General features: G+C 61.4%; 16 protein-coding genes. 14 read left to right on the forward strand and 2 right to left on the reverse strand.

Going from position 1 to position 26,431, the window contains the following annotated elements; genetic code table 11:
* Nucleotides 1–22: 22 nt before the first annotated feature.
* Nucleotides 23–472 carry a cupin domain-containing protein gene (locus IPI01_05315; GenBank protein MBK7257216.1) on the reverse strand — a complete coding sequence of 150 codons (450 nt, stop codon included), beginning with the start codon at nt 470–472 and terminating at the stop codon, nt 23–25.
* A 30-nt stretch (nt 473–502) separates the two neighbouring features.
* On the reverse strand, nt 503–3,916 hold the full coding sequence (locus IPI01_05320) for an alpha-L-rhamnosidase N-terminal domain-containing protein (GenBank protein ID MBK7257217.1): 3,414 nt from the start codon (nt 3,914–3,916) through the stop codon (nt 503–505).
* Nucleotides 3,917–4,411: 495 nt separating this feature from the next.
* Between IPI01_05320 and IPI01_05325 the strand changes: the two genes are divergently transcribed.
* From IPI01_05325 to IPI01_05390, 14 genes are all read left to right on the forward strand, one after another.
* Nucleotides 4,412–7,456, forward strand: a complete 3,045-nt coding sequence (locus IPI01_05325; protein MBK7257218.1) for a TonB-dependent receptor — start codon at nt 4,412–4,414, stop codon at nt 7,454–7,456.
* Nucleotides 7,457–7,493: 37 nt separating this feature from the next.
* Entirely contained in the window at nt 7,494–10,061 is a 2,568-nt protein-coding gene (locus IPI01_05330) for a hypothetical protein (protein ID MBK7257219.1), read from the forward strand.
* 27 nt (nt 10,062–10,088) lie between these two features.
* Nucleotides 10,089–11,129 carry a PorV/PorQ family protein gene (locus IPI01_05335; protein ID MBK7257220.1) on the forward strand — a complete coding sequence of 347 codons (1,041 nt, stop codon included), beginning with the start codon at nt 10,089–10,091 and terminating at the stop codon, nt 11,127–11,129.
* A gap of 121 nt (nt 11,130–11,250) precedes the next feature.
* Nucleotides 11,251–12,273, forward strand: coding sequence for a methionine synthase (locus tag IPI01_05340; GenBank protein ID MBK7257221.1), 1,023 nt, complete (start codon nt 11,251–11,253; stop codon nt 12,271–12,273).
* A gap of 52 nt (nt 12,274–12,325) precedes the next feature.
* Nucleotides 12,326–13,117, forward strand: coding sequence for a phytanoyl-CoA dioxygenase family protein (locus tag IPI01_05345; protein ID MBK7257222.1), 792 nt, complete (start codon nt 12,326–12,328; stop codon nt 13,115–13,117).
* Nucleotides 13,118–13,125: 8 nt separating this feature from the next.
* Nucleotides 13,126–14,619, forward strand: a complete 1,494-nt coding sequence (locus IPI01_05350; GenBank protein MBK7257223.1) for a hypothetical protein — start codon at nt 13,126–13,128, stop codon at nt 14,617–14,619.
* Nucleotides 14,620–14,632: 13 nt separating this feature from the next.
* On the forward strand, nt 14,633–16,873 hold the full coding sequence (locus IPI01_05355) for a hypothetical protein (GenBank protein MBK7257224.1): 2,241 nt from the start codon (nt 14,633–14,635) through the stop codon (nt 16,871–16,873).
* A 52-nt stretch (nt 16,874–16,925) separates the two neighbouring features.
* A complete protein-coding gene (locus IPI01_05360; protein MBK7257225.1) occupies nt 16,926–18,206 on the forward strand; it encodes an aminotransferase class V-fold PLP-dependent enzyme in 1,281 nt (426 codons plus the stop codon).
* Between the two features lie 42 nt (nt 18,207–18,248).
* The gene (locus IPI01_05365; GenBank protein ID MBK7257226.1) at nt 18,249–20,171 is read left to right on the forward strand and encodes a sodium/solute symporter; all 1,923 of its coding nucleotides are present in this window, start codon (nt 18,249–18,251) and stop codon (nt 20,169–20,171) included.
* The gene (gene larA, locus IPI01_05370; GenBank protein ID MBK7257227.1) at nt 20,168–21,442 is read left to right on the forward strand and encodes a nickel-dependent lactate racemase; all 1,275 of its coding nucleotides are present in this window, start codon (nt 20,168–20,170) and stop codon (nt 21,440–21,442) included. Before IPI01_05365 ends, larA begins: the two co-directional genes overlap by 4 nt.
* 86 nt (nt 21,443–21,528) lie before the next feature.
* Nucleotides 21,529–22,311, forward strand: a complete 783-nt coding sequence (locus IPI01_05375) for an IclR family transcriptional regulator (protein ID MBK7257228.1) — start codon at nt 21,529–21,531, stop codon at nt 22,309–22,311.
* Entirely contained in the window at nt 22,308–23,117 is an 810-nt protein-coding gene (locus IPI01_05380; protein ID MBK7257229.1) for a sugar phosphate isomerase/epimerase, read from the forward strand. The genes IPI01_05375 and IPI01_05380 overlap by 4 nt, the downstream gene beginning before the upstream one ends.
* 52 nt (nt 23,118–23,169) lie before the next feature.
* Nucleotides 23,170–25,188 carry a heparinase II/III family protein gene (locus IPI01_05385; protein MBK7257230.1) on the forward strand — a complete coding sequence of 673 codons (2,019 nt, stop codon included), beginning with the start codon at nt 23,170–23,172 and terminating at the stop codon, nt 25,186–25,188.
* Complete coding sequence (locus IPI01_05390) at nt 25,185–26,429, forward strand: aminotransferase class III-fold pyridoxal phosphate-dependent enzyme (GenBank protein ID MBK7257231.1); 1,245 nt, start codon at nt 25,185–25,187, stop codon at nt 26,427–26,429. Before IPI01_05385 ends, IPI01_05390 begins: the two co-directional genes overlap by 4 nt.
* The last annotated feature ends 2 nt before the right edge of the window (nt 26,430–26,431 follow it).

The following is a 26,431-nucleotide window of genomic DNA, read 5'->3' on the forward strand; positions in this document are numbered from 1 at the left end:
ATTCTCCAAAACAAAATCTCGTTCACTGCGTTGGTGGTTCCGTACACTGGGCCTGCGCTCCGGCAGGGAGCGGCGGTGCTTCGTGTCCGGCACGGGGAAGGGTACCGCTGAGCTCCTGCCGCCAGTGCGCGACATCGCCGCCGGGCGCGTAGCAATAGAGCATCCGCATGGGGGTGTCACCGATGTTGGTGATCTGGTGGTAGACCCCGGGCGGGATGTATGCTGCCTGGCCGGTTTTCAGGACCTGCCGCTCTTCGCCGAGGCACATTTCGGCGGTCCCTTCTATTATATAATACACTTCTTCTTGGTCCTGATTATGCCACGGCACCTGTCCGCCTTTCGGATCCAGGGTCACGTGCCCCATGGCGAAATTCATGGCCTGAATGGGTGAGGCGCCTCCGACAAGATTCTGGGTCCGGCGTCGTGCCGGGTACCGGCGTCCTTCGACGACACCCAGGTCTGCAATGATCATTGTAGTACTCTCCAATACGCGAAACGTGGACTATGAAACGGGCACACAGAACGGCTGGAGCCGCCTGCGGAGCTGGTGCATCATGTGGATCACGATCTCACGGATATCCGTGACGGGCTGGCGCGTGAACGGCAGTGCGGGCATGTACGGTGCGGGGCCGAATTCCGGACAGACGGCAAGGTACGAGGCGCCACGCCGGGCGTGTTCCGCAGCGATCAACTCCCACCACTGCATATGCCGTTCCACTTCGGCGCTCCATTCCGGTGCGCGGGGATCGCTCACCTGTGGTCCCTCCATGTGTCCGACGCGGGCGTGGATATACGAGGACTGCATGATCGCCAGCGTCATGGTCTCCTCCTGATCGTGGAGGAGCGACTCATGCACGCAGCACCAATGCGAGAAGTCGGCGTTGATCCGGAGTTCCGGCATCGCTGTGAGAAGCGCCCGCGTCGCGATCGCACTGTAGGTTGCGCGGCCGCGGTGCGTCTCATGACAGATCGTGATGCCTGCTTCCTGTTCCAGGGCGCGTGCGGTGCGGAAGATCCGGAGATTCTCCTCGAGTGTGAAGATGTCGCGCCCGGTGTGACAGTTCACGTGGAGCGGGCGGCAGCGGACCGCCGCACGGTACCGCTCTTCGAGCGATCGGCAGTGCTCCTCGGCGGTCTTTCCCTCGCTTGTGATCATGGCAACGAACGCGAGTCCGTGCTTCTCGTGGAGCGCAATGCACTCCTCCGGCGATGCGTGGAGCGAGGGGAGATGGATCTCGGTGCCGTCGAAGCCCGCGCCGCGGGCATACACGAGAAAGTCCTCGAAGGGCAGTGCATCGAGGTCCCATTTGGACCGCGTGATGATCAGGCGCATCGTGCATCCTCCCGTCGTTCGCTCAAGATGTGGCTCTGTCCCTGCATGCTTACGTGTACCTGAGATGAAGTGTCTGTGCGCTGCCTGATGGGAACCTGTGCCGGCGCACTCCGCTGTCCGCGATGCCCGGAGCGGCGGACAGGGACACCGCTTCCCGTTCGTCCAGGATGAGATCCGCGGTGCACCCCGGGGAACATTGAGCCGCAGCGTCCGGTCCCCGCGTGTGCCCGTGCACTCGAACTCGATGGGCCCGTGTGGCGTGGGAACCGTCAGCGCGATGTGTCCAAGGTCCGCGGGCTGTGGGCGAACCGTGCACTGTGTGAACCCCGGCGCTGTCGGCCGGATCCCGGCGATCCCCTGGGTCAGGAGATAGAGGGGGACCACCGCGCAGTGGCTCCAGAGGTCGCCGCTGTCGGGTGCCGCCGTCCAGTTCTCGAAGATCGTGTTGTTCTGAAGGACCGACGGCATCGTTGCCCAGCGCTCGCGGAAGTCGCGGAGGACAACATCGGTGCGTCCGCCACGGGCGAGTGCCCAATAGCGCCAGCAGGCGTTCGCCGGATACGAGATCCCCATGTGTGGTGGAGGCGATGCGAGGGCATCGACCGCCGCGCGGATATCGCCACCGGGGCATTGGTCGAAGATCACGGCTGTTGCGAGTGACCGGTCGCAGAGACGGGGTTCTTCACCGGAGGCAAGCCAGGGGCGGTTGACGATGAAGAGCCGGTCGCGTTCACTCCAGAATGCACGCACAGCGGCATCAACGATCGATGCGCCGAGGCCATCGGCGAAGTCCGCCCAGTCCGCGTGCCCGAGTGCGCGCGCCACAGGCGCGAACGCAGAGCGGAGCATGGCGGCAGCGTACAGATTGAATGCGCACTGTTTGTGCAGTGGCTTTCCGTATTGGTACGCAACGTGATCGATCCATACGGCGGGAATGCCGAGGTCCGTCACCGGCAGGAGGCCGTCCTCCTGTCGGATCGAGTGCAGATAGTGCACGAAGCGTTGATAGCGGATGAACGGTTCGCGGACAGCAGCCGTGTCCGCGGTGTACAGATGATGATGGAAGATATCGAATCCGAACCCCACGCTGTGGTCCAGGAGCGGGCCCCAGGGGGTCATGTCGAGCTGCCGTTCCATCACGCGGGCGAGACGGTCGTATGCCGGCCAGCAGTCGAAGAAGTAACCGTCGATCATCAGCCCCTGACTGAACGTCGCGAGGAAGCGTGCGCCGATGCGGGCTTCGCCGAAGGTCATGTAGGCGGCGTGAAGCTGGTGCGCGCCGTCGCCGCTGTACTGCTGGCGCTCGCGGCCCATCCCATCCACCGCGGTCTCCTGCGCGCTGTTGTACAGCGTGTTCACGCAGGAATCCATGAGCCGCTGCAACGCGGGTTCATTCACCGATGCGCGTGGTTCCACGGGCCAGGGGAAGACGCGACGGAGCATGCCGACATTGCTGATGGTAACTTTCGCGGCTGTCCCTCGTATGTGCAATTGGATCCAGCGTGCCGCTTCGTAGTCGAGCGTCTGAAATGTCTGCACGCCTCCCGCGCAGATGAACCGGGCCCACGCGTGGAAATGCGTATTCAGCAGCGGGGGACCACCGGGCGTGTGCCCTTCCTGCACCATCAGTTCTACGATGGTACCGGCGGGGGCATCGATGGTGAAGTAGGGGAACCCGACATGCTGGTCGCGCAGGGCGAAGGTCAATGCCTTTGCTGTCGCACCGTCGAGGTCGACGCTCCATGAACCGGCCCCTGCGCTCGTCACTGTCAGGGGTGCCGCCGTGAACGCGTTGGGCGGGAGGACGTCGAAGTATTCCTCTGCCGGCCGGTGCCAGGTTATCGTATAGGCTTCGACCAGTGCATCGACGGGCACGGGGTGTTCGCGGAGCATCGGGATGCTGCGGGGGACGAGGCAGGATCCGTTCCGTGTTGCCCGGGCGTCGAGCAGATGGTCAGGGTACGAAGAGCAGGACGGTGGGAGGGAAGGGGGGCAGTCCACGACCATGGCGTGCAGCCACCGGCCATCCGTGGGGAAGCCATTCGTATCCCAGCCGTAGGGGTGTTTCCGCGCATCGAACATCTCCTGGAACGCGCGGACATACCATCGTTTATAGTTGCCGGCCGGCCATGCGGTGCTCAGGTGGGATTGCCATGAGTCGTCAGAGACGAGGGTGGCCGTGGTCCCATCAGCAGAGGTCGTGGTCAGGGTGAAGATGAACCCGGGCTTGCCGACGGGGTGGGTCCCGTCGCCCCCTCCATAATAGAGGACCGTGACGCCGATGGTATGGTTGCCCGGGGTGAGGAGGCGCTGGAGTTCCAGCGGGTCCACTTCCATCCGGCGGGGGTCGGCGGGTGCCGGTCCCCACTGAACGCGGACACCGTCTATAGTAAGGAGATACCGGCTATCGGCTGCGATCCACCCGATCGCGGAGCGGAGGGGGGCCGGGATGTTGATGGTATGGCGGAACAGCACGACGGTATTGGGGAGCGTGCGTTCCGATGGATACCAGATCCACCGGGCCGGAGAAAGGTCCAGCCGGCGCGATGCATCCGGGAGGGTCAGGGCTGAGAACTGTGGCATGGGTTCCGGGGGTTGACGGCCGTGAGCATGGGCGAATGGTACAGGGAGCAGGCCGAGGAGGGTACTGCCTCCGGCGGCCTGTGTCAGAAAGCGTCGTCGTGTGGTCATCGCGGGATTCCAATTCCCCAAGTTGTTGAGTATGCCAGAAAGGGATGACAATGTCAAGGAGGAGCCCGGAGTTTTTGCAAAATCACGCAGAAGTTTTTTCTCATGGCACTTGACAATACAGCGTGACCTTCGTAATATACCCCTGATAAAACGCTGTTTCACAGATGAACCACTCTACGGTAGCGGCACTCCCTCACACGACCGATGTGTCTTGAGCACCCGCGGTTCATCTGTTGTCGTTTCCCGAAGACGTGATTTCCCATAGTTCTCAATTCCTTCCTCAATACACTTCAAACGGGTGATGCGTGCCCCGAAAGGAGGACCTCTTCACGGACAGTACAACCTGCCTACCAGTAACCATTCTGTAATTACTCAAGGAGCAACACCATGAGATATGCTTGGTTTCGAGTTCTCTTTCTCGGATGCCTCCTGGTCCTTCCGGTCGCATTGGCTCTCGGTGCGAATGGAAAGATCCGGGGCACGGTACGGGATGATGCAACGAAACAGGCTTTGCCAGGAGCGAATGTGATGGTGGTGGGGACGACGTTGGGCGCGATGGCAGACGCCGGCGGTAATTTCACGATCCTGAACGTCCCTCCGGGCGTGTACCGCGTGCAGGCCTCTGCCGTCGGTTACCGCCGTGTGGTGGTCGAGAATATTCGCATCTCCCTCGATCAGACCCTGGAACAAAATTTCAATCTTCCCTCCGAAGCGGTCGAAGTGGGCGAAGTGCTCATCTCTGCCGAACGGCGTGTCGTCGATAAGAACCGTACCTCGACCAAGAGCACGGTGACCAGTGAAGAGATCTCGAATCTCCCGATGGTCAGCGCGATCGAAGTCCTGAACACGACCCCCGGTGCATTCAAAGGGTTCGTGCGCGGCGGTAAGATCAACGAAACGAAGACCGTCATTGACGGCGTTGATGTGTCGGACCAGTACTATGCGATTGCGGTCGAACAGACGAACCAGGGCATCCTGGTCGCCACCGGTCTGACTCGTAACAGTGAGAGCCAGCTGAGCACCGCAGCGACCGTGAACTTCGCAGCGGTCGAGCAGATGGCATTGAACACCGGTGCGCTCGGCGCAGAGAATCCGAGTGCGACGGCTGGTACGATCACCTACGCCTTGAAAGAAGGCCGCGGAAAATTGAGCGGTGGTATCAATGCCCGCGTCAGCCAGTTCAACGGCCTGACCTACAACGGTCCGAACGTGTACTGGGACGACTATCAGTTCTTCGGCGATCAGTACTCCACGAAGCGGAGACTGGATTCGCTGCGGACGCTGACCTGGACGCAGAGCGTGCAGACGTCGATCACGGGCGACAGCACGCGGTTGAGCAAGCTGAAGTACTTCCGCGGCAAGTATGACAATCAGAACAAGCCGACGATGGACTTCGAAGCCTTCCTGGGTGGGAACATCACGGAAGACTGGCGCTTCTACGCATCCGGCCGGTACTTCGATACGCACGGGCGTCTGCCGAACCAGCGCTCCCGGACGGCGGACATCACCCTGAAGACCGCCTACAACATCACGAACGACATCAAGTTGGATGCGTTCGGTATCCTGAACGACAAGGGGCAGTTGTTCGGCTGGAAGAATACCGATTACAACGATCGTATCCGGTACTTCCTCGAAGGCGTGCCGAAGAACAACGGTCTGAATTTTGTTGGAAGCCTCAAGCTGACCCATGTGCTCTCACCGAGCACGTTCTATGAGGTCCAGTTGAGCCAGACCTACAAAGAGCAGACCTACGGCTACACGGATGCGAACGGCGACGGTATCCCCGAGCTGAACGAGGGCGGCGACTTCCTCGAGATGGCCGACACGGCATCGATCAGCAAGTATATCTCGCAGGCCAGCACGGATCTCGGCAAGTTCTTCCGCATCGGCGACGAAGCGGCCCCCTCCTCCCTCGGGCCTCCAGGCGCCATCGGCAACGTGCAGGTGCTCTTCACGCGCCCGCAGTTCATCTATGACAATATCCGGACCATCACGAACACCGTCCGTGCGGACATCACCAGCCAGCTGAACTTCAATCATCAGTTCAAGGCCGGTGTGCAGTTGAAGCTGCATGATCTGTCCCGTACCGAACGTAACTCGACCCTCGGCGCCGATGTGGCCGATTCGCGGTCCCGTCTGTTCGTTGAGAAGTGGCAGTTCTATCCGAGCGAAATGGGCGTGTACGCATCAGACCGCATGGAATTCGGCGGCCTCGTGTTGAACCTCGGCTTCCGTTTCGACCGGTTCGACTTCAACGTTGCGGACATTGCGAACTACTACAATTACTTCCGTGCCGATACCATCGATGTGGATGGCGTGGCGCGCCGTGTGAACGTGCCGATCCGTTCGACGAGCAAAGAGCCTGCGATCTGGTTCTTCTCGCCGCGCGTTGGCGTGTCGCACCCGGTCGGCGACCAGGCGGCACTCTTCTTCTCGTATTCGCGTCAGGGCATCGCGCCGCCGTTCTCGCGCATGTACAATGCGTACAACCTGCTGTTCGGTGCGCCGGGAAGCTTCCCGAATTACAACACCGCCCATCAGGACCTGATCAAGTCGTCGAATTATGAGATCGGTGTGCAGTGGGAATTCTTGCCGCAGCAGTTCGGCTTGAACTTCACGGCATATATGCGCGACGTCGAGAACTATTCGACCCCGGCATTCACCCTGCAGCTGGCGAATGGTTCGAACGTCGTCTATCTCAATATGAACGGACAGTATGCTGATGCCCGCGGTATCGAGGTCACGTTGACCGCGCTCCGCCAGCAGTATGCCGACCTCGTGTGGCTGTCCGGCCGTGCGAGCTATGCGTACACGTATGTGAAGGCGTCCGGTTGGACCGGTAACGACGGTGGACAGCGTACGACGTTCACCGGCGTGGACTCCCTGAACTACGGGAACAAGCTGCCGTACAACGACTTCATCTATTACAACAAGGTCCAGAACAACGTGGTCGGCGGCCAGAGCATCCTGACCGGTGGTTACGATCGCGAGCATCGTCTGAGCTATACCCTCGTGCTGGGCTTCCCGTACGAGATCCAGTTGTCGTCCATCGGTACGTTCCAGAGCGGCTTCTACTATCCGCTCCAGTACACGGTCGATCCCCGCGTCGCCAGCCGTCAGCTCGGCCAGTCACCCTGGACGAAGCAGGTTGACTTCCGGCTCGAGAAGGCCTTCCGGGTTGAGGGCATGCGTTTGGCGATCTATGCCGATGTGAAGAATGCCTTCAACTGGGTCAACATCCTCGGGTATGACAACACCGTGTCCGGTGCGCAGCGTTGGGAAACCACCGTTGCCGGCAAGGTGGTGGATGCCAGCGGTGCCGAGGTCGGGCCGGATCCGACGGGTACGTATCAGCGCCCGATCAGTCTGGACAACAGCTTGTTCTATGACTTCCCGCGCGAATACTACTTTGGCGTTCGCGTTGAGTTCTAAGCACGACTGGACCAACTCCATACACTAGGAGAGAATCATGAGTATCAAATTTCAAAGAGCTCTACTGACGATGATCGCCGTCTGCGTCCTCGTGCTGCTGCCGCTCATAGCCGCGGGCCAGTCAACGGTCAACTATGCCGGTGGCGGTGTCATCCAGGCCGGCGACGTGTGGGAGTCGTTCCTCCCGCAGGGATTCGTTCCGTCCTACAGTGACGCGGGCATCTACACGACACAGGGGTGGCGGACCTTCCTGCGGATGGGTAACTTCGACCGCGGTTGGACCACACCGGGCACGCACTGGCCGGCGGCATATCCGATGACGCCGTACTGGTTCAAGAATGCCATGGTGTTCGTGTATGATACATCGAGCACGCTCAACCCCGAAAAGATCGGTGGCGTTGCCAACCCGAGCTACATCGCTGCCGCCCGCCCCACCGGCAGCAGCGACCTCTGGTCCAACTTCGCCCAGCTGACCTATTCGGAGAAGCTCCAGGGTGCAGTGGCACAGTCCGGTTCCTCCATCAAGACCGGCGCGCGCAACTACTCCAAGGAGCCGTACTGGGTGGACGGTACCCGTCGCCAGCATGCTGTCTATGAAGCGGCGTGGCCGACCAACCTCGGTATCGATGTGAAGTTGCGGGCGCACGGGTTCACGGGCCCGAACTGGAATAACCTCAATGACTATGTGATCGTCGAGATCGAACTGAAGAACACCGGCGTCGTCGATATGGACCTGAACGGCACACCGGAACAGCTCGCCCACGACATCCAGGCCCTTGCGTTCCAGTTCAGCGGTGAAGCCTACATGTCCGTCTCCAGCTACGCTGGCGGCGGCCGTAACGTCAACGACATCGTTCCCACCGTCATCGCCCGTCAGTCGTGCTGGATCGACGACCCGGACGAGAACGGCAATCCCTGGGCATTTGCATACTACCGCACTGCCCCGACGACCGCGAATCCGACGGCCGGCAACTGGGATTTCGGTTTCAATGGCGGCGGCACGAAGAACTACACCGACATCTACACCGGTTGGGTGCTGATCGATGCGAAGATCGGCGGGCTGCCGGCGGATGCATCGAGGTCGACGTCCACACTGCCGACCAAGAACACCATCTTCGGAAACCATCCGGTCGGGACCGGGACGCAGCGCGGCTGGTTCGTTTCCGGCCAGAGCACCCGCTTCGGCCACACGACCGGCAACCCGCGGGCGATGTTCTATGCCACAACCGCTGCGTACTATGTTGATGGCGGCAAGGCACACTCCACGACCAGCTTCGATCTGTACAACCTCGCTCCGAATGCCAACATGTTCTCGGCCGGTACGTCGGGCAACCCGTTGACGTTCGTGACGAAGCCGTCGATCACCCGTCCGAACGGCTCGATGCAGGCTTCCGGCCTGTTCGACCAGGTGTCGACGGAAGATGGCCGCGAAAGTGCAACGACCAACTACCCGACCGGATACGGCAGGTGGACGGCTGGTGCAAGCCACACCGAGAACTTTGACGGCGATGCGTACAGCGGTATCGGTCCGTTCAGCCTGAAGAAGGACTCGGTGATGACGGTGGTGTTCGCAACGGTGGCCGGCTATCGTCTGGAAGGTATCCAGAAGGCCGTCCGTGCGGCGCGTTGGGCCTATGAGCAGAACTTCGTTCTTCCGGTCCTTCCTCCGCTGCCCGAGATGAAGGTCTCCAACACCCTGAACAAGTCCACGAATGTCGAGTGGGATGCCAGGGCGGAAGCGGATACCGAATTTGCAGGCTACAAGATCTACCGTTCGGCGCAGTACAAGAAGCTCAACTGGCTTGACGAAGGTATGCGGGTGGTCGATCGTTATCAGGAACAGATGACGGTCGGTACCCGTCCGCCGAGTGTCTACAAGCCGGTCAACCCGCGCTTCGATGCATTCGCAAAGACCCAGAGCACCACACTGAAGGGTTCGTATCAGCCCGACACGTGGGGCACGTGGGACCTGGTGAAGGTCATTCCGAAGGCGGATCTGGCGACGTACCGTCCTGCGGTCACGGCCGGCTATACCTACAAGTATGAAGACAAAGATGTTATCCTCGGCTTCACCTACTGGTACTATGTGGCAGCCTACAAAGAAGGCAGCTATACCGGTCCGGGCGGTGAGACCACCACGCGCATTGAAACCCATTCGACGAATCGCAACGGTGCAACCGGTCTGTGGCCGGGAACGTGGCCCTTCGCATTCAACAACGTCAACTATCCGAAGACCGCAGCGGGGCTGAAGGATCTTGGTGCCCAGCAGATCGTGTATTCGGCGTTGGCGCCGAAGGGTGATGTGAGCACGGTGGGCGTGCGGCCGAATCCGTACAAGCGCGCAGCGTTGCATGACAACCGGACGCTGGTGTATGACCACAAACTGCTGTTCTACAACCTCCCCCCGCAGTGCAAGATCACGATCCTGGATGTGGCCGGCCAGGTGATCGATGTGATCCAGTTCGCGTCAGCTGATGCGAGCAAGGGAAGCGTCTTCTGGGATATGTTCTCCAAGGACGGTATCGAGGTTGCGAGCGGTGTGTATGTGTACGTCGTCGAATCCCCGAGCAACAGCAAAGTCGGGTATTTCTCGATTCTACGATAACCATCAGCTACCACGAGGATAAAACCTATGAAATCGAAGTGCCTTATAGTTCTTGTCGCTTTGCTGGTCCTCGGGATGGCTGTGCAAACGGCCGATGCCCAGACGCGCAAAGCAGGCATCAATAGCGCTGCCTTTCTCAAAGTCGGCGTTGGAGCCCGGCAAATTGCCCTGGGCTCCGCGGTGACCTCGCTGAACGGCGATGTCAACAACATGTTCTGGAACCCCGCGGGCGTTGCCCTGCGCGATCAGAGCCTCCAGGCTTCGTTCACGCATAACAACTGGATCGCAGGACTGGAACAGGAAGTCGCTGCAGTCAGCTACAATATGGAAGACATCGGGACCATTGGTGTCGGCGTGATGATGTTCGGCGTGTCGGGCATTCCGGCGGACCGCGACTACGGGTATACCGACCCGCAGCTGCATGCGCAGGAGATCGACATGGTCGGGACGTCCACCTACGACTACCAGGACCTCCTCCTCCAGGCCACGATCTCCCGGTACATCACCGACAACCTCAGTCTGGGTCTGACGGCGAAGTACATCCACGAGAAGATCGATGATCAGAACGCAAGCGCCATCGCGTTCGATTTTGGCTCGGTGTACAACCTCGGCGTGCTCGGATGGAACATCGGCGCGCGGATCAACAACCTGGGCAGCGACATCAAGTTCTACGACTATGCATCGCCGATCCCCCTCACCTTCAGCATCGGGACGTCCCTCGTTCCGATCGAGGTCGGGAAGAGCTCGGTGACGCTGGCCGTGGACGTGGTGAAGCCCCAGGACGGACAGCAGTACTATTACTCCGGTGCTGAGTTCAACTACGACAAGACCCTCTTCCTGCGTCTTGGCTGGAAGTTCAACTACAGCTACTATGGCTTGATCGGCGATGGTATCGACGGCGGGAGCTCCCTCCGTGCACCGATCCAGACCAGCCTGGAGAAGGGCAGCATCGGTGCCGGCGTTCGCGTGCCGTTCGAGGATTATTCCCTCGGCTTCGACTACGCGTACACCGTCTTCACCGGCCTGGATGCGGTCCATCGCTTCACTGTCCAGTTCTCCATGAAGTAAGCGGCAACTGTCGTGCTCACGAAATAGTCAGGGTGGTCACACACCCTGACTATTTCTTTTTCTCCTTCGGTCCCTGTTCTTTACCAACATCATCAACCACACAGCTCAGGAATTCCTGCGTATGCTCCCGCTCCTTCCTACGACCGTCATCGGCAGTTACTCCTTCCCGTCCTGGCTCGGCAAGGTCAGGGAACTCGGCACCGCCGGCACGCTGACCCCCCAGCAGGTCGCCGAGGCACATGACGCCGCAGTCCGCGCCGTCATCCATGATCAGGAGCTCGCAGGTGTGGATATCATCACCGATGGCGAGATCCGCCGCGAGACCATGGTGAATTTCTTCTCCATGCGTATCCACGGATTCGACATGAGCGGGAAGCTGAAGGCCATCGGCAATCTCGACCCATCCATTCAGATGATGGACCCCGTTGTGCGCGAGAAGGTGCGCCGCAAGCAGGGGCTGGGCATGGATGACCACTTCCGCTTCCTCAAGACCAACGCCACCCACGGTACCAAAGTGTGCGTCACCGGCCCGCAGATGCTCGCCAAGCGTGCCACCAATGAATTCTATCCGTCGGACAAGGAGCTGATCTTCGATCTGACGGACATCCTGAACGAAGAGCTCCGGGGCCTCGTCGCTGCCGGCTGTACCTTCATCCAGATCGATGAGCCGATCTGGGTGGGATATCCGCAGGATATGCCCTGGCTCGTGGAATCGTTCAACCGGCTCATCAAGGGCGTGCAGGCAAAGACCGCTCTGCATGTCTGCTACGGCAATTATCAGCTGAAGAAGCTGTTCACCGGACAGTACGCAGAACTGTTCCCCGCGATCCTCGACACCCATGCCGATCAGATCAGCCTGGAATTCGCGGTGTCCGACGGTGTCGGACTCGAGCTGTTCAAGCAGTACCCGACCACCAAAGAGGTCGTGGTCGGCGTGATCGATGTGAAAGATGAGGCCGTGGAAACACCGGCCACCGTGGCCCACCGCATCCGCAAGGCACTGGAATTCATCCCGGCGGAAAAGATGTACATCAGTCCGGACTGCGGCATGAAGTTCATGCCCCGCGACCGGGCGTTCGGGAAACTCAAAGCAATGGTCGAAGGGACCGAGATGGTCCGCGCCGAACTGACCGGGAAACGCTGATCGCACGAGCAGGATGGAAGATCGAGGATCGTCATTTATCTGAGGAGGGCGCATGTACGGCGGAGAGTATCGCGTCACAGAGGAGCAGGTGAAGTTCTATGAAGAGAACGGCTTTGTGCAGCTCCACAACGTGCTCACAGAGGAGGAAGTGCAGACCCTGCGTGCGGCGCTCGATGTGGCGATCGCCGACCGCGACCGCCTGAAAGAGAACTGGGGTCCGCGCGCAGATGAAGGATACACCAAGGTGTTCCTGCAGATGGTGAATGTGTGGGAGCGCTATGCGGCGATCGAGGAGTATGTCCTGAGCGGCCGCATCGGCAGCATCGCCCGGCAGCTCACGCGTTCCCCGATCGTGCGGCTCTGGCACGATCATGCATTGATCAAATATCCGAAGGACAGCAAGGCCACGGCGTGGCATCAGGACAAGGTGTACTGGCCGATGCAGGAGAGTGCCGCGCTGTCGTGCTGGATGGCACTCGACGATGTGACGGTCGATAAGGGATGCATGTGGTTCATCCCCGGGTCCCATAGGCTCGGCCCGCTCAACCCCGTGGATCTCGGCAAGGCCGGCGATGATGACCTGCTCGCCTTGCTGCCCATGGGCGGCCGGGAGAGTGTGCGGCCATTCATCGCGGAGATGAAGGCCGGCAGTTGCACCTTTCACAACGGCCTCACCTTCCACTATGCCGGCCCGAACGTGACGGACGGTCCGCGCCGGGCGATGGTGACGATCTTTATGCCTGCCGGTACCCACTACAAACAGCAGGAACATCTCATCGGGGACCGTGGCAACCTCATCGAAGGCGAGGAATTCCACGGCCCGCTCTTTCCCATCATTCGGTGAAGGCTCCCATGGTACGCACCTCCAAACGATCACATGCGGTGACCTCGGTCCTGACCGGCAACAGCCGGCTGGATGCCCTCCTCCCGCGCATCAAGGCCTTCCTCGATCAGGATGTCTCCGAGGTCAACGTCATGGGCACGCACATCCGGGGCTACCATTCTCCCGATGGCCCCAGCCTCTGGCTCCGCGACCATACCGACATGCTGCGCGGGGTGAAGTACTGGGAAAAGGACATGACGAGCATGGTCGAGTACTTCGCCGACACGCAGACGCGTGCCGGCTGGCTCTTCGACTATGTCACCATGACGCCGGACAAACTCCCCTGCGAGCGCGAAAACTGGGCAAAGCATGTGCGTGTCCCCGTGGAGGCGGATGTCGAGTACCGCTTCGTCAACGGCGTCTATCTGGCGTGGCAGGCCACGGGCGATACCGCGTGGATGAAGCGGATGGTGCTCCATTGCGAACGCGCGCTTGCGTACATTCTCTCGGATCCCTGGCGTTGGGACCGGAAGCACGGGTTGGTGAAGCGTGCGTACACCATTGATACATGGGACTTCGATTACACCGCCGGGAAACACGACTGGTTGAACTTCCAGATCACCGATGACACGTTCTGGGGGATCATGCATGGCGACAATTCCGGATACTACCAGGCGTTCCAGCAGATGGCAGTGATGTATACGGCACTACGCCAGAAACCGCGTGCGTCCTACTGGGCGACACTTGCCGCGGCATTCCGGAAGCGCGCGAACGCGGTGAGCTTCAACGGGCGCTTCTATACCCATCAGGTTCCGCTCGTCCCCGTGCAGATCGATGGCGTCGACACCGCCGCACAGTTGAGCCTGAGCAACCCGATGAATATCAACCGGGGGCTCGCGACCCACCCGATGGCTGCTGCGATCATCGAAGAATACCGGTTGCGTGGTCAACGCCCCGGGACGTTCGCCCCCTGGTACAGCATCGACCCGCCGTTCCCTGATGGGATCTATGGCGATGAGAAACTCGTCGGTGGTGCCTATTGCAACGGCGGCATCATGCCGCTGGTCGGCGGCGAACTCGCCCGCGCGGCATTCGAGCATGGCTTCGAGGCGTACGGCGTGGAACAACTCCTCCGGTATGAAGAACTCACCGCCGGGAACGAGACGTATCTCTGGTACTTCCCCGATGGGCGCCATGCGACCAAAGAGACAAGCACGAGCCCCGAGCGCTGGATCGCCACCGGACAGGTCGACGCGCAGGTCCGTTGCGTGTATGGCGCTTCGGGCGCATCCGTGGGGTACGACTATCATCATGACGCTGCAGCGCATGTCATCACGCTCGAGATCACCGGTGATGCTACCGTGGATCTGCACATGATGCTGCCAGCCGGGACGGAGGGGCGAAAGGTCACCTGCAACGGACGGACCATCGCCGCGAATGCCGGGATGATCCGCGAGAGCAGCTATGTGAATACGACGTGTACGGTCCGTGGCCACGCAGAGGTCCGGATCCACTACGCATGACAAGGGAGTACGTATGAAACGACGTGAGTTCCTCACCGCGCCGGCGGTCACATTGTTGTTGCCCGCAGCGGGCGCATTGGGTTCGATCGCGTCTGCGGCGGAAGTCCTTGAAGGATCCCAGCGGCCGGCGAACCTTGATTCCTTCCCGCAGCGCCTGCATCAGGATTTCATCACGTACCGGCCCGGCGTGGAGTATTTCTTTCTGGGGAATGGTGACATCCATGCGATCCTCCAGTATCAACCCGATCGTTCGGATACTCTGCCGATGACATTCCTTGGCCTCACGCTGATGGATGCCGAGCGGTTCTCGCGCAAGTGGTCCACGTACCTCTTTCTCCCCGAGCGCGGCATGGAGCGCACGATGCTCACGGTGACCACCGGCGGCAAGGGGCATGGGGCAACACCGGCGTCCGTTCAGAAGATCGCATGGACGCAGAAGGAAGGGGTGCCGGTGGTCGCGCTGAACTGGAAGGCGGCTGATCTGGCGGTGACGGAAGAGTTCTTCGTTCCCTCGGAGGGAGGCTATCTCATCCGGCAGGTGTGCTTGCAGAACACCGGCGCCGCGGCGGCAGAGTGTACGCTTGGACTCGCCCTGACCCCGAACTTCGCGATCTTCGACGATATCGGCCCGGACCGGAGCGACAACAGCGTCCATGGGCGCGGCTACACGGAAGTGACTCTCCGGTGCCTCGATGGGAAGGTCGAGACCGCGGGCCGGTACGATCTCCGCGTGACCGTTCCGCCGATCGCGCCGGGGACGGAGGCAACGGCGAGGTTCGTCTATTCCATCCGGCCCGGGACCGCGGCAATGACATCGCGACGGCTCCCGGCGATGTGGAAGAAGACGGTGGCGTACTGGGCGCCCAAACCCGTGCTCCATTCGGGCAATGCCACGCTCGACCATCTCCATGCGGTCGCACGCTCCGGCCTCAAGTCGCAGCTTGCATACAGCGGGAAGCGGGACAGCGGGTACTGGATGTACAATATGGAATGGGTGCGCGATGATGTGATGATGATGCAGGCCATGTCCATGGCGGGGCTGCATGACGAAGCGCGCTCCATCCTCGAAAAGATCCTGTCGAAGGCCATCGGGCCTGATGGATGCGCGATCGAGTCGAGCAGGTGGTCGGGGTACGACTACACGGAACTCGATCAGAATGGACAGATCCTGTACGCAGCGTGGCTCTATCTGTGCTGGACGGGCGATACGGCGCTCATCAAAGGATACTGGAAGCAGATCGTCCTTGCCGGGGACTTCCCCTTGCTGGAGGTGTTCCGCGATGCGAAGAGCGGATTGCTCCGGAACAAGCGTGAGTTCTGGGAGAGGGATGACCGGCTTGGTGTGGAGGATGGATTCGAACTCGTGTACCAGTTCTGGGTGGCCTATGGACTCGAGAAAGGCGCTGCCGTGGCACGCCTCCTGGGCGATACGGCTGTCGCGGCCCGCTGGGAAAAGGAATCGGCGCGCCTCCGGGAGGCCATGCTCAACGATCCTTCCTACCGGTTCGTCGAAGAAGGCCACCTGATCAAACGGCGCAAGCGGGATGGCAGCTGGCAGAAGTACTTCATTCCACCGAACAGGAATGTGCCGCCGCCTGGCTCACCGCTCGCAACGATCGAGAAACCTGAAGGGGATCCCGATACCGGTTCGCTCTATCCGATCATCTACGAGATGGTCGATCCGCACGGGACCGTGGGGAAGAAGACGATCGAGCATATGGATGTACTCTGGAACCAGCGATGGGATTTTGGCGGATATGCGCGGTACAACACGGACAGCGAACCCGATCCGCCGGGCCCGTGGCCTATCGCTTCCATGCTCGTGGCACGTGCGGCGCTGGAAGCGGGCGACCATGAACGCGTGTGGCGTTCGTTGAAATGGATCGAAGGTGTGCACGGTGGGCTTTCGGGTGCCTGGTTCGAGCGGTATGGCCCGAGCATCACCCCGCCTGCGCCACCCGTGTGTATCGTGGGGTGGGCATGGGCGGAGATCGAACTCTTCCTTGTCCACCATATGTTCGGCTTCCGTCCCGACCTGCAAGGGATCGAGATCCGGCCGAAACTGCTGTCCGGCGTGGATGCCCTTGCGACACGTTTCACGATCCGCGGTGCCGGGGTGGAAGTCGAGGTCCGTCGCGGGGCACTTCCCGGAGCGACGGTCAATGGGAAGAAAGCGGAGCTCGTGGATGGCGCAGTGCGGCTCCCGTACCCCCGGACGAAAGCGGTCACCAGAGTCTCTGTCATTGTTGTGTAACGGCCGCGGGGGAGCGGGCGGCGATCAATCCAAAGGAAGAACCGAAGTGCGCATGAAACGCTCAGATTTTCTCCGAACATGTTGTACCGGCGTCGCCGGCGCAGCCCTGATCCCTCACCTCGCGCATGCGGAACCGGGCACTCCGCCCGTACCGGCGTGGCCGTCCGTCGATCCCTCCGAGGAACGGTTCTGGACCCTCTTGCGTGATCAGTTCCCGCTGACGCGCGAACGTGCATATCTGAACACCGGGGGGCTCGGTGCGTCGCCGTATGTGGTGCTCGGGACCGTCAAAGGGAAGATGGACGAACTCGAGTACATGTGCGAGACGGGTCACGCGGAAGAGGCTCTCCACGAGATCAAGGTCAGTGCATCGGCGCTGCTGGGGTGCGATGCGCAGGAACTCGCGTTCATCAGGAACACCACCGAAGGGATCAACATCATCGCCCAGGGCGTGACGTGGAAGAAAGGCGACGAAGTGATCCTTTCGACCCACGAGCATGTGGGCAATTCGATGACATGGATGGCGCTCGTGCGGAGCCAGGGGATCGTGATCCGGCTGTTCGAGCCATCCACGGTGTCGGCGGCCGAGAACCTCGAACGTATCACGAAGCTCACCAACCGGCGGACGCGGATGATCAGCATCCCGCACGTGGTGACGACCACCGGGTTACGGATGCCGGTGAAGGAGATCTGTGCTTTTGCCCGCTCCCGGGGGATCCTGAACCTGGTGGATGGGGCGCAGACGGCAGGGATGTTCCCGTTCAGCCTGCATGACATCGGGTGCGACGCGTATGCGACGAGCGGGCACAAGTGGCTGATGGGCCCGAAAGAGACCGGGATGCTGTATGTGCGGAAGGAGATGCTGGACACGTTCACGCCGCGTTTCGTTGGCGCGTACTCGGATGGAGGGTATGATTTCCTGAAGGGAACGATGGCGTTCCATCCGACCGCGCAGCGATACGAATACGGGACCGTCAGCATGCCCCTGCGCTTCGGCCTGGGGGCGGCGTTCCAGTTCATCCAGCGGATCGGCATTGCGACCGTCTGGGAGCGCGACCGCGCATTGTCATCGCGGCTTGCCGCCGGGCTCCGGGCCATCCCGCATGTACGCGTGCATTCGCCGGAGGATCCTGCACTGTGCAGTGCGATGACGACCTTCGAACACGACCGTCTGCCGTATCTGGAGATCCAGAAACAGCTCACGGAACGGAACCTGCGCACGCGTGCGGTGAATGAAGGCGGGATGGCGGCATTGCGCATCTCCACACACATCTATAACACGTTCGAGGAAGTGGAGCGGGTCCTGGACGGCGTCCGCGCCGCGAAATTCTAGTCATTCCCGCGGAAGCGCGGACAACGAAGAACGGATGCAATCATGATCAAAGCAGTCAATGGGTACGATTACATCGTCATCGCAGCCTATTTCCTCTTCATGCTCGGGATCGGGCTGTACTTCATGAAGGTGAACAAGGGCGCAAAGGAGTACTTCGCCGGCGGGAGCATGATCCCATGGTGGGTATCGGGCATGACGCTGTACATGGCGAATTTCAGCGCCTGGACATTCACCGGGGCGGCCGGATTCGCCTACTCGACCGGGTGGTTCGCCATCCTGTACTTCGGGACCTGGTCGCTCTCGTACTTCGTCGGCTCGCAACTCACGGCATCGCGCTGGCGCCGGACGCGTTCCATCTCGCCCGTCGAGTACACGTATACGCGGTTCAATTTCACCACACAGCAGTTCCTGAGCCTCGTCATCTCCCTCAACTTCACGCTCTCCGCCGGCGTGCAGCTCGCAGCAACATGCAAACTCCTCGCCCCGGTCATGGGCCTCGACATCGTGCTCGTGACGCTGGTGACCGGTGTGGTGATCCTGGTCTATACGTTCATGGGCGGGTTGTGGGCAGTGTCCATCACGGACGTTGTGCAGGGCGTGATCCTGCTCAGCATCACCTTCATCGTCATGCCGCTGGCCCTGGGATTGGTGGGTGGACCGGGCGTTCTCCTCCGCTCGATCCCGCCCCTGACGTTCGACCACGTCTACAACGGCGTGCACTACACCGAGCACTGGCTCGTCTCGATCTTCATCATCATGACGTTCGGAACGGCGGCAGGCGCCGCACAACGCTTCTACAGCGTCAAGGATGAGAAAGATGCCCGGAAGGTGGGCTTGCTTGCCGGTGGCCTCTTCCTCACCGTCCCGTTCGTGTTCGGCGTGCCACCGCTGGTGGCCCGGGTCATCTGGCCGGACCTGTCGGTGGTCGATTTCTTCAAGCCGTACCTCGACTCGAATCCGCAGGACCTGGTGTTTGTCGCGCTCTGCCTCAAGCTGCTCCCGAACGGGCTGATCGGGGTTTTCCTCGCCGCGATGCTGGCCGCCACGATGAGCACGTTGAGCTCCGTGTACAATCTGGTGTCCTCGATCCTGTCGCGGGACATCTATCAGGGATGGATCCAACCCGATGTGACCGATGAAAAACTTCTGAACGTCGGACGCATCTTCTCGGTCGTGATCGGCCTGATCGTGGTCGGCCTTGCGGTCCTGTTCGTGACCAGTCAGTTCGGTATCTTCAATCTTATGCAGGCATTCTTCACGTTGCTCAACATCCCCGTCGTGGTCCCGGTCACCTTCGGGCTGATCTTCCGCCGCGTGCCGAAGTGGGCCGCGGTGGGTGCGATCACCTGGGGCCTCATCGTTGGCGTGACGGTGCGGTACGGCCTCGGGTGGGACATCGGCCCGCAGGTGTACCTGGCCTTTGTGAGCACATTCGCGATCTTCGCGACATCGGTGTGGACCGGCGAACTCTTCAAGCGCCACAAAGTGGTCCTGGGCATCCTCTCGCTCATCATCGCCGGTGTCTATGCCTCGATCTTCGTCCTTTCGCTGGCTCCTGGATACAGCGAGTGGCAGGGGTGGGTGGCCTGGGCCGGGGCGTTGACGTTGGGTGGGAGCCTGTTCGGGTTCGCTGCGCTCTTTGCGGGCGAGACGGAAGAACAGCGTGCCGTCGTCCGTGAATTCTTCAAGAAGCTGGATACACCGGTGGATGTGGCCCGTGAGGTGTTCGGAGCCGGGCGGAAACAGATCTCGACATTCCCGCTCGTCGGAGGAACGACGATCATCATGGGGTTGTTGATGGGGCTCATCCTGTTCACCGACATCTCCGCGGCGGAGAGGTACATCCTCGGCACGATGGTCGCGATCATGGTCCTCTTCGGTGTCTTGATGTGGTACTTCGGCAAGAAGTCGGAGATCCGGAGTGCGGCACAGTATTCGAACGAGACCGGAGGGAAGGCGGAATGAAGATCCAGATGGCATACGGCACAACCGGGATGGAGGTGGAGGTCCCGGAGGCGAACCTCGCGGCACTGCTGAGCATGCGCGAATCCGCCCCCGTGGAAGACCCGGCCAGCATGGTCACGCAGCTGCTGCGTGCGCCGATCGGCGGGAAACCGCTGGGCGAGATCGCGCGTGGCAAGCGGACGGCGTGCATCGTCGTGTGCGACATCACGCGCCCTGTGCCGAACCGGGTGATCCTCCCGCCGGTGTTCAGCGAACTCGAACGGGCCGGGATCCCGCGCGACCGCGTCACGATCCTCGTTGCCACCGGACTTCACCGGCCGAGCACGCCGGAAGAACTGGTGACGATGCTGGGCGATGAGATCGCGTCGACCGTGCGGGTGGTGAGCCACCATGCGCGCGCCATTGAGGAGCAACGCTTCCTGGGCACGACGCCGCAGGGGACGCCGGTGTATGTTGATGAGATCTACTGCTCTGCCGATGTGAAGATCACCACCGGTTTCATCGAACCGCATCTGATGGCCGGGTTCTCGGGTGGACGGAAACTCATCGCCCCGGGGTGTGCGGGAGAGGAGACCATCAAGGCGCTGCACAGCCCCCGCTTCATCGAGCATCCGGAATGCCGCGAGGGGAGCATCGAGCGGAATCCGCTCCATGCGGAACTGTTGCAGATCGCACGGTTGGCCGGGCACGATCTCATCGTGAATGTGGCCCTGGACGCGGATCGGCATATCACCGGCATCTTTGCGGGAGATCCCCTCGAAGCCCATGCTGCGGGCGTGGCACACGTCCGCGGTGCGGTGACGGCGCAGGTGAACGCGCCGGTCGATATCGTGGTCACCTCGGCCGCAGGATATCCACTCGACCTCACGTTCTATCAGACGGTGAAGGGGATGACCGCGGCCGCACCCGTGCTGAAGCCGGGTGGGACCCTGATCATCGCCGCGGAATGCAGCGAGGGGTTGGGCAGTCCGGAGTTCACGCACATGGCCACCACCGAGAACTCTGCGCGCGCATTTCTCGACGGGCTCCAGAATCGTCCGGTCGTGATCGATCAGTGGCAGCTGGAAGAATGTGCGAAGGTCGCCGCGGTGCACGATGTGGTGCTCGTGTCGGGAGGGATCGCACCGGAGGTGTTGCAGAAGTTGTTCGTGCGGAGCATGCCGGACCTGGGCGCAGCGTTGCAGGATGGGCTGCACCGGCATGGTGCCGGTGCGCGTGTTGCCGTGATCCCGCGTGGGCCGTACACACTTGTCGGGGTCGCGGGCACCTGAGCCGGCGAGAATGTTCTTGCGATTCCCGCGAGAAGGTCGTACCTTTACTAATAAAACGTTGTTTAATTGACTAAACAGCTTTGGTCATGGCACACGAATACACCGTTCCCGCTGTCCACCGGGCGGTTCAGGTGCTGGAGATCCTCGCAGGGTCTCATACGGGCTTCTCTCTCGCCGACCTCTCCCGCCAGACCGGCATCCCGAAGAGCTCACTCTTTCGCATCCTCCTGACGCTCGAAAAATCCTACATCGTTCAGCTCGACCGTACACGGAACGTGTACAACCTCGGCATGAAGCTGATCGATTGGGGCAACCGTGCGCTGGACAAGATCGACCTGAAGTCGGTCACCCATCCGCACCTCGTGCGCATGGCGCACGAGACCCGGGAGAGCTACTACGTTGCGATCATGGATGAGCATGAGGTCATCATCATCGATCGCGCGGATACACCCGAGATCTGGCGGATGGTGGCACGTCTCGGCCAGCGGTCGCCGGTCCATGCCACGGCGTCCGGACAGATCCTCGTCTCCGAGGCGAATGAAGATGTTGTAAGTGCGATCGTGGCGCGTACCGGATTGAAACGGTACACCCAGCGCACGATCACGTCCATGGCGAAGTTCAAGGAGCGACTGAAAGAGGTCCGGAAGGCCGGATGTGTCATCGCCGACGCCGAGTACAAACCCGATCTCTGCGTGATCTCCGTTCCCATCCGCGACCACCACGGCAAGATCGTCGCTGCTCTGATGACCGCCCTCCCGTCGGAGCGTATCCGCCGGACACGGGGCCTGTCCAACGACATCATCGAGATCCTCAAGCGGGAAGGGTCCGTCATCTCGCGCGAGATCGGCTATCAGGAGCCCCAGGCATGAACACTCCGCTGGCACTCGGCATCGTCAGTGACGAGATCACGAATGATTTCAGCGAGGCGCTCCGTCATGGGACCTCGTGGGGGATCGACCGCTATGAGATCCGCTGTCTCACCACGGGGCGGGTGCCCCGGGTCGAGAAGCAGGAGATCGCAACGGTGGCAGGGCTGGTCCGCGACCATGGCGTCCGGATCACCGCGCTGTCCCCCGGCATGTTCAAGGCGCACCTTGCGCGCACCGGGGAGATCGAAGAAGAGATCCGCTCCGTGCTGCCGGCGACGCTGGACCTCGCACGGGAGTTGTCCTGCCCCATGATCATCGTCTTCGGCTTCCAGCGTGAAGCCGGCGAACCTGCCGACAATCAGAAACTGGCGGTGGAGTACATGCGCCGTGCCGCCGAACTGGCCGCGGCCGCGGGCGTCCGGATCGCCATCGAGAATGAACCCGGCTTCTGGTGTGATACCGGGGTCAATACCCTGCAGATCATCAACGCGACGGGCGCAACCGCCCTTGGTGCCAACTGGGATCCGTGTAACGCCTATGGCACGGACGAGGTGCCGTATCCCCAGGGCTATGAAGCGCTGAAGCCGCGGATCATCAACGTCCACGCGAAAGATACTGCCGTCGGTTCGCTCATCAAGTGCGTGCCGATCGGTGAAGGCGCGTTGGACTGGCAGGGACAGGTCACCGCGTTGCTCAAGGACCGCCTGGTCGAGCATATCACGATCGAGACTCACTGTCACCCCCTCATTGAGAACTCACGGCACAACGTCGATATCCTCCGGCGTATGATGGCAGCCGCACACTAGAGGAACACGGAACACCCGCATCGGGGGGACGTCTCCGGAGAACCCACGGGCCATGTCACCTTCACGCAGAGATTTCCTCAGGAACAGCGCCAGTGCCGCAGCCGGCCTGGCGCTCGCACCGCACGCACTCCATGCCATGGCCGCATCCGGCACCCCGGGCACACCGGGGACCGGGCCTCTGCTCTGTGATGGGGCGGACATCGCGCGGATGCGGAAGACGGTCACGCTCCCGCGATTCGCCGCGTACTGGCGGTCGCTCACCGATGCGGATCCCGCTCCCGATCATGCGTTCCTCCGGGATGAACTCCGGCTGAACAACCATGCGCACCACATGCTCCGTGCGCGGCTGATCCTCGACCGGTCCTCCTTCGTGTATGCCCTGACCCGCGAACAGAAGCAGCTCGATCTGGCACTCCACGCGATCGAGCGGATGCTGGCGTATGAGCGGTGGGATTACTTCATGGAAGCGGGCGAGCACACGATCGGGCTGCAGCGCGCTCCCGAAGCGACCATCGCGCTGCTCTCGGCGATCGAATTTCTTGGCGATGGCATGCCAGCGGCGGTCCGGTCCGCGATCGAAGCGGGGGTCGCTGACAAGGGCGCCCCGGCCTGCTACCGTACCCTGTACGGAATGAAATATCCCGAGCGTGTCCGCGGGTGGGGATTCGATCCCACCGATGTGTACCCCTATCGGTTCGACCTGCGCCGCTGGCCGCTCATCCTGAACTCCACGAACCTGAAGATCATTCCGGTTGCCGGACTCATGATGGCCGGGTGCTGGCTGTATGGACGCCATCCGCAGGCGGAGACCTGGATCACCATGGCGCTGCAGAGCGCGCAGGCCTTCGCAACGATGTATGGGCCGGATGGCGCGTACGACGAAGGCGTCGGATACTGGGCCTATACCAGTCAGCACCTTGCGCTCGCTCTCGACGTGCTGTACCGGCGCCTCGGCCGTGACCACCGGGACCTGATCAATTTCCCGGGCACGATCCGCTATGCCCTGGCCATGGCGATGCCGACCGTCGAGAACACCCGGGGCTGCGTGAATTTCGGGGACGCCTTCTCGATCGGCGATGTGGCGATCGCTGCGTGGGTGGCACGGACCCATCGCGACCGTGTTGCACAGTACGTGACGCACTCCGTCGGGGAAGTGGGCAGCACGTTCTCGATCCTCTGGTACGACCCGCGCGTCAAACCCGAAGCTCCCCCCGCATCCCTGAAGAACGTGCGCCTGTCGAACGACCTCGTGATCGGGCGCACCGGCTGGGGCGTGAAGGAGAGCGTGGTGGCGCTCCGCAGCGGATGGCCCGCGAACCATGAACACGCCGACCGGAACAGTGTCATCTTCTCGGCGCATGGCGACCGTTTGCTGCACGACCCCTATCATGCTGCATACTCCTTCACCGATCCGCACTGGAATCTTCGTCTTACACAGTCGCACACCGCGGTGCTCATCGACGGCAAAGGGCATCAGTATCACGACGGCCATGAAGGCACCAATGCCTCATGGGCCGAGGCGCAGGTCGTTGCTTATGAAGACCGCAAGGGTGACCTGCTTGCCACGAGCGATGCGACGGCAGCCTACGCTCTGGTGCTTCCCCGGGTGGCGCTGGTCCGGCGGTCCGTCATGTTCCTGAAGCCGGACATCCTCCTTCTCCTCGACAGGATCCGGTGCGACGGTGATGCCGTGCCGGTGCAGCTGCGCTTCCAGGCAGACAACTTCGACGGCAAAGGGTCCGTTGCGCTTCTCCCGGCGGGCTTCCGGATCGTCCGCCCCTCTGCGACGCTCGAGGCTGCAACGTATGGCTCCACCGCGCCGTCATACAAGACAGGCGTGCTTCCCGTGCCGGAAGACCATGGCATCCATCCGTTCGTGGAGGTCGTGTCGACCGCCGCCACGGAACACCTGCTTCTTACCGTCTGTACTGCCGCGGCACAAGGCGGGACCCACGGGGTCCTCACGGTGACCCACCATGCCAACGTGTTCGAGGTCACCGGCAAACACAATGCGCGTACGCTGCGCGTACGGATCGATGTCTCCCACGACCTTCCGGTGGTGACCCTATGAGGCCTTCGGACAAGCATTTTGAAGAAGCACTGAAGCTCATCCCCTGGGCGACGCAGACCAACGCCAAACGCCCGTATCCCGCGTTCGAGGGGATCATGCCCAAGTTCATCGAACGGGGGAAGGGATGCCGGCTCTGGGACATGGAGGGGAAGGAGTACATCGACTTTCGCCTTGCCCTGGGTCCGGTGACACTCGGCTACTGCTATGACGAAGTGGACTATGCCGTGCGTGCCCAGCTGGCAAAGGGTGTGCTCTTCAGCATGGCAAGCCCCATCGAACTGGAATGCGCGCAGCTGGTGCACCAGATGGTGCCCAACGCGGAGATGGTCCGCTTCATGAAGACCGGGGAGGATGCGAACCTCTCCAATATTCGCATCGCACGGGCCTACACCAAACGCGATGTCATCCTGATGAGCGGGTACCACGGGTATCCGGACTGGTTCGCCACGGAGGATAGCCCGAACAACGGCGTGCCGGAGTTCATGAAGGAGTATGTGAAGATCATCCCGTGGGGGAACTGCGAAGAGGCGGAGAGGCTGATCGATGCGTACGGCGAGCGTCTGGCATGCGTCATTGCCACCCCGTACGATTTCAATGAAGACACAAGCGGGGACTATATCCGCTTTCTCCGGACAAAGACCCGTGCGTACGGGATCCTGCTCGTGATGGACGAGGTCCTCACCGGCTTCCGCCTTGCCAGGGGTGGGGCACAGGAGTACTTCGGCGTGGAACCCGACCTCGCCAGCTATGCGAAGGCGATCGCGAACGGCTTCCCGCTCTCGGCCTACGTGGGGAAGAAAGAGTACATGGAGTCGCTGTACCGGTTCAAGATGACCACAACGTATGCCGGAGAGACGCTGTCCATGGCCGCGGGCATCGCGACGATGAAGATCATGCTGCGTGAGGATGTGCACGGCCACATCCGTGCGATGGGCGAACGACTGATGGCGGGATTCGACCGGATCGCCCGCGAAGCCGGTGTCGAAGGGCGCGCGGCAGGTATGCCGGTGGCGCCTTTCCTGAAGTTCCTCTCCACCGATCCCACGTTCCACGGGCGGTTGGAGTACCTGTGGCACCGAGAGCTGTACCGCGAGGGGATCTTCATCAGCCCGCGGTGGTTCATCTCGTATTCGCACAAAGCAACGGACATCGATGAGGCGTTGGACAAGGCCGGGCGCGCATTGCGCCGGGCCGTGGAGGCAGAGGTACGAGAACGTGATGTGAAACCATTCTGGTGGTGACC

The sequence above is a fragment of the Ignavibacteriota bacterium genome (genome assembly GCA_016707525.1).
Classification (GTDB): domain Bacteria; phylum Bacteroidota; class Ignavibacteria; order UBA10030; family UBA6906; genus JAGDMK01.

Bases quoted from the DNA above. Each gene is read 5' to 3' on its own strand.
- IPI01_05315 (MBK7257216.1), bottom strand. From the start codon at position 472: ATGATCATTGCAGACCTGGGTGTCGTCGAAGGACGCCGGTACCCGGCA.
- IPI01_05320 (MBK7257217.1), bottom strand. From the start codon at position 3,916: ATGCCACAGTTCTCAGCCCTGACCCTCCCGGATGCATCGCGCCGGCTG.
- IPI01_05325 (MBK7257218.1), top strand. From the start codon at position 4,412: ATGAGATATGCTTGGTTTCGAGTTCTCTTTCTCGGATGCCTCCTGGTC.
- IPI01_05330 (MBK7257219.1), top strand. From the start codon at position 7,494: ATGAGTATCAAATTTCAAAGAGCTCTACTGACGATGATCGCCGTCTGC.
- IPI01_05335 (MBK7257220.1), top strand. From the start codon at position 10,089: ATGAAATCGAAGTGCCTTATAGTTCTTGTCGCTTTGCTGGTCCTCGGG.
- IPI01_05340 (MBK7257221.1), top strand. From the start codon at position 11,251: ATGCTCCCGCTCCTTCCTACGACCGTCATCGGCAGTTACTCCTTCCCG.
- IPI01_05345 (MBK7257222.1), top strand. From the start codon at position 12,326: ATGTACGGCGGAGAGTATCGCGTCACAGAGGAGCAGGTGAAGTTCTAT.
- IPI01_05350 (MBK7257223.1), top strand. From the start codon at position 13,126: ATGGTACGCACCTCCAAACGATCACATGCGGTGACCTCGGTCCTGACC.
- IPI01_05355 (MBK7257224.1), top strand. From the start codon at position 14,633: ATGAAACGACGTGAGTTCCTCACCGCGCCGGCGGTCACATTGTTGTTG.
- IPI01_05360 (MBK7257225.1), top strand. From the start codon at position 16,926: ATGAAACGCTCAGATTTTCTCCGAACATGTTGTACCGGCGTCGCCGGC.
- IPI01_05365 (MBK7257226.1), top strand. From the start codon at position 18,249: ATGATCAAAGCAGTCAATGGGTACGATTACATCGTCATCGCAGCCTAT.
- larA (MBK7257227.1), top strand. From the start codon at position 20,168: ATGAAGATCCAGATGGCATACGGCACAACCGGGATGGAGGTGGAGGTC.
- IPI01_05375 (MBK7257228.1), top strand. From the start codon at position 21,529: ATGGCACACGAATACACCGTTCCCGCTGTCCACCGGGCGGTTCAGGTG.
- IPI01_05380 (MBK7257229.1), top strand. From the start codon at position 22,308: ATGAACACTCCGCTGGCACTCGGCATCGTCAGTGACGAGATCACGAAT.
- IPI01_05385 (MBK7257230.1), top strand. From the start codon at position 23,170: ATGTCACCTTCACGCAGAGATTTCCTCAGGAACAGCGCCAGTGCCGCA.
- IPI01_05390 (MBK7257231.1), top strand. From the start codon at position 25,185: ATGAGGCCTTCGGACAAGCATTTTGAAGAAGCACTGAAGCTCATCCCC.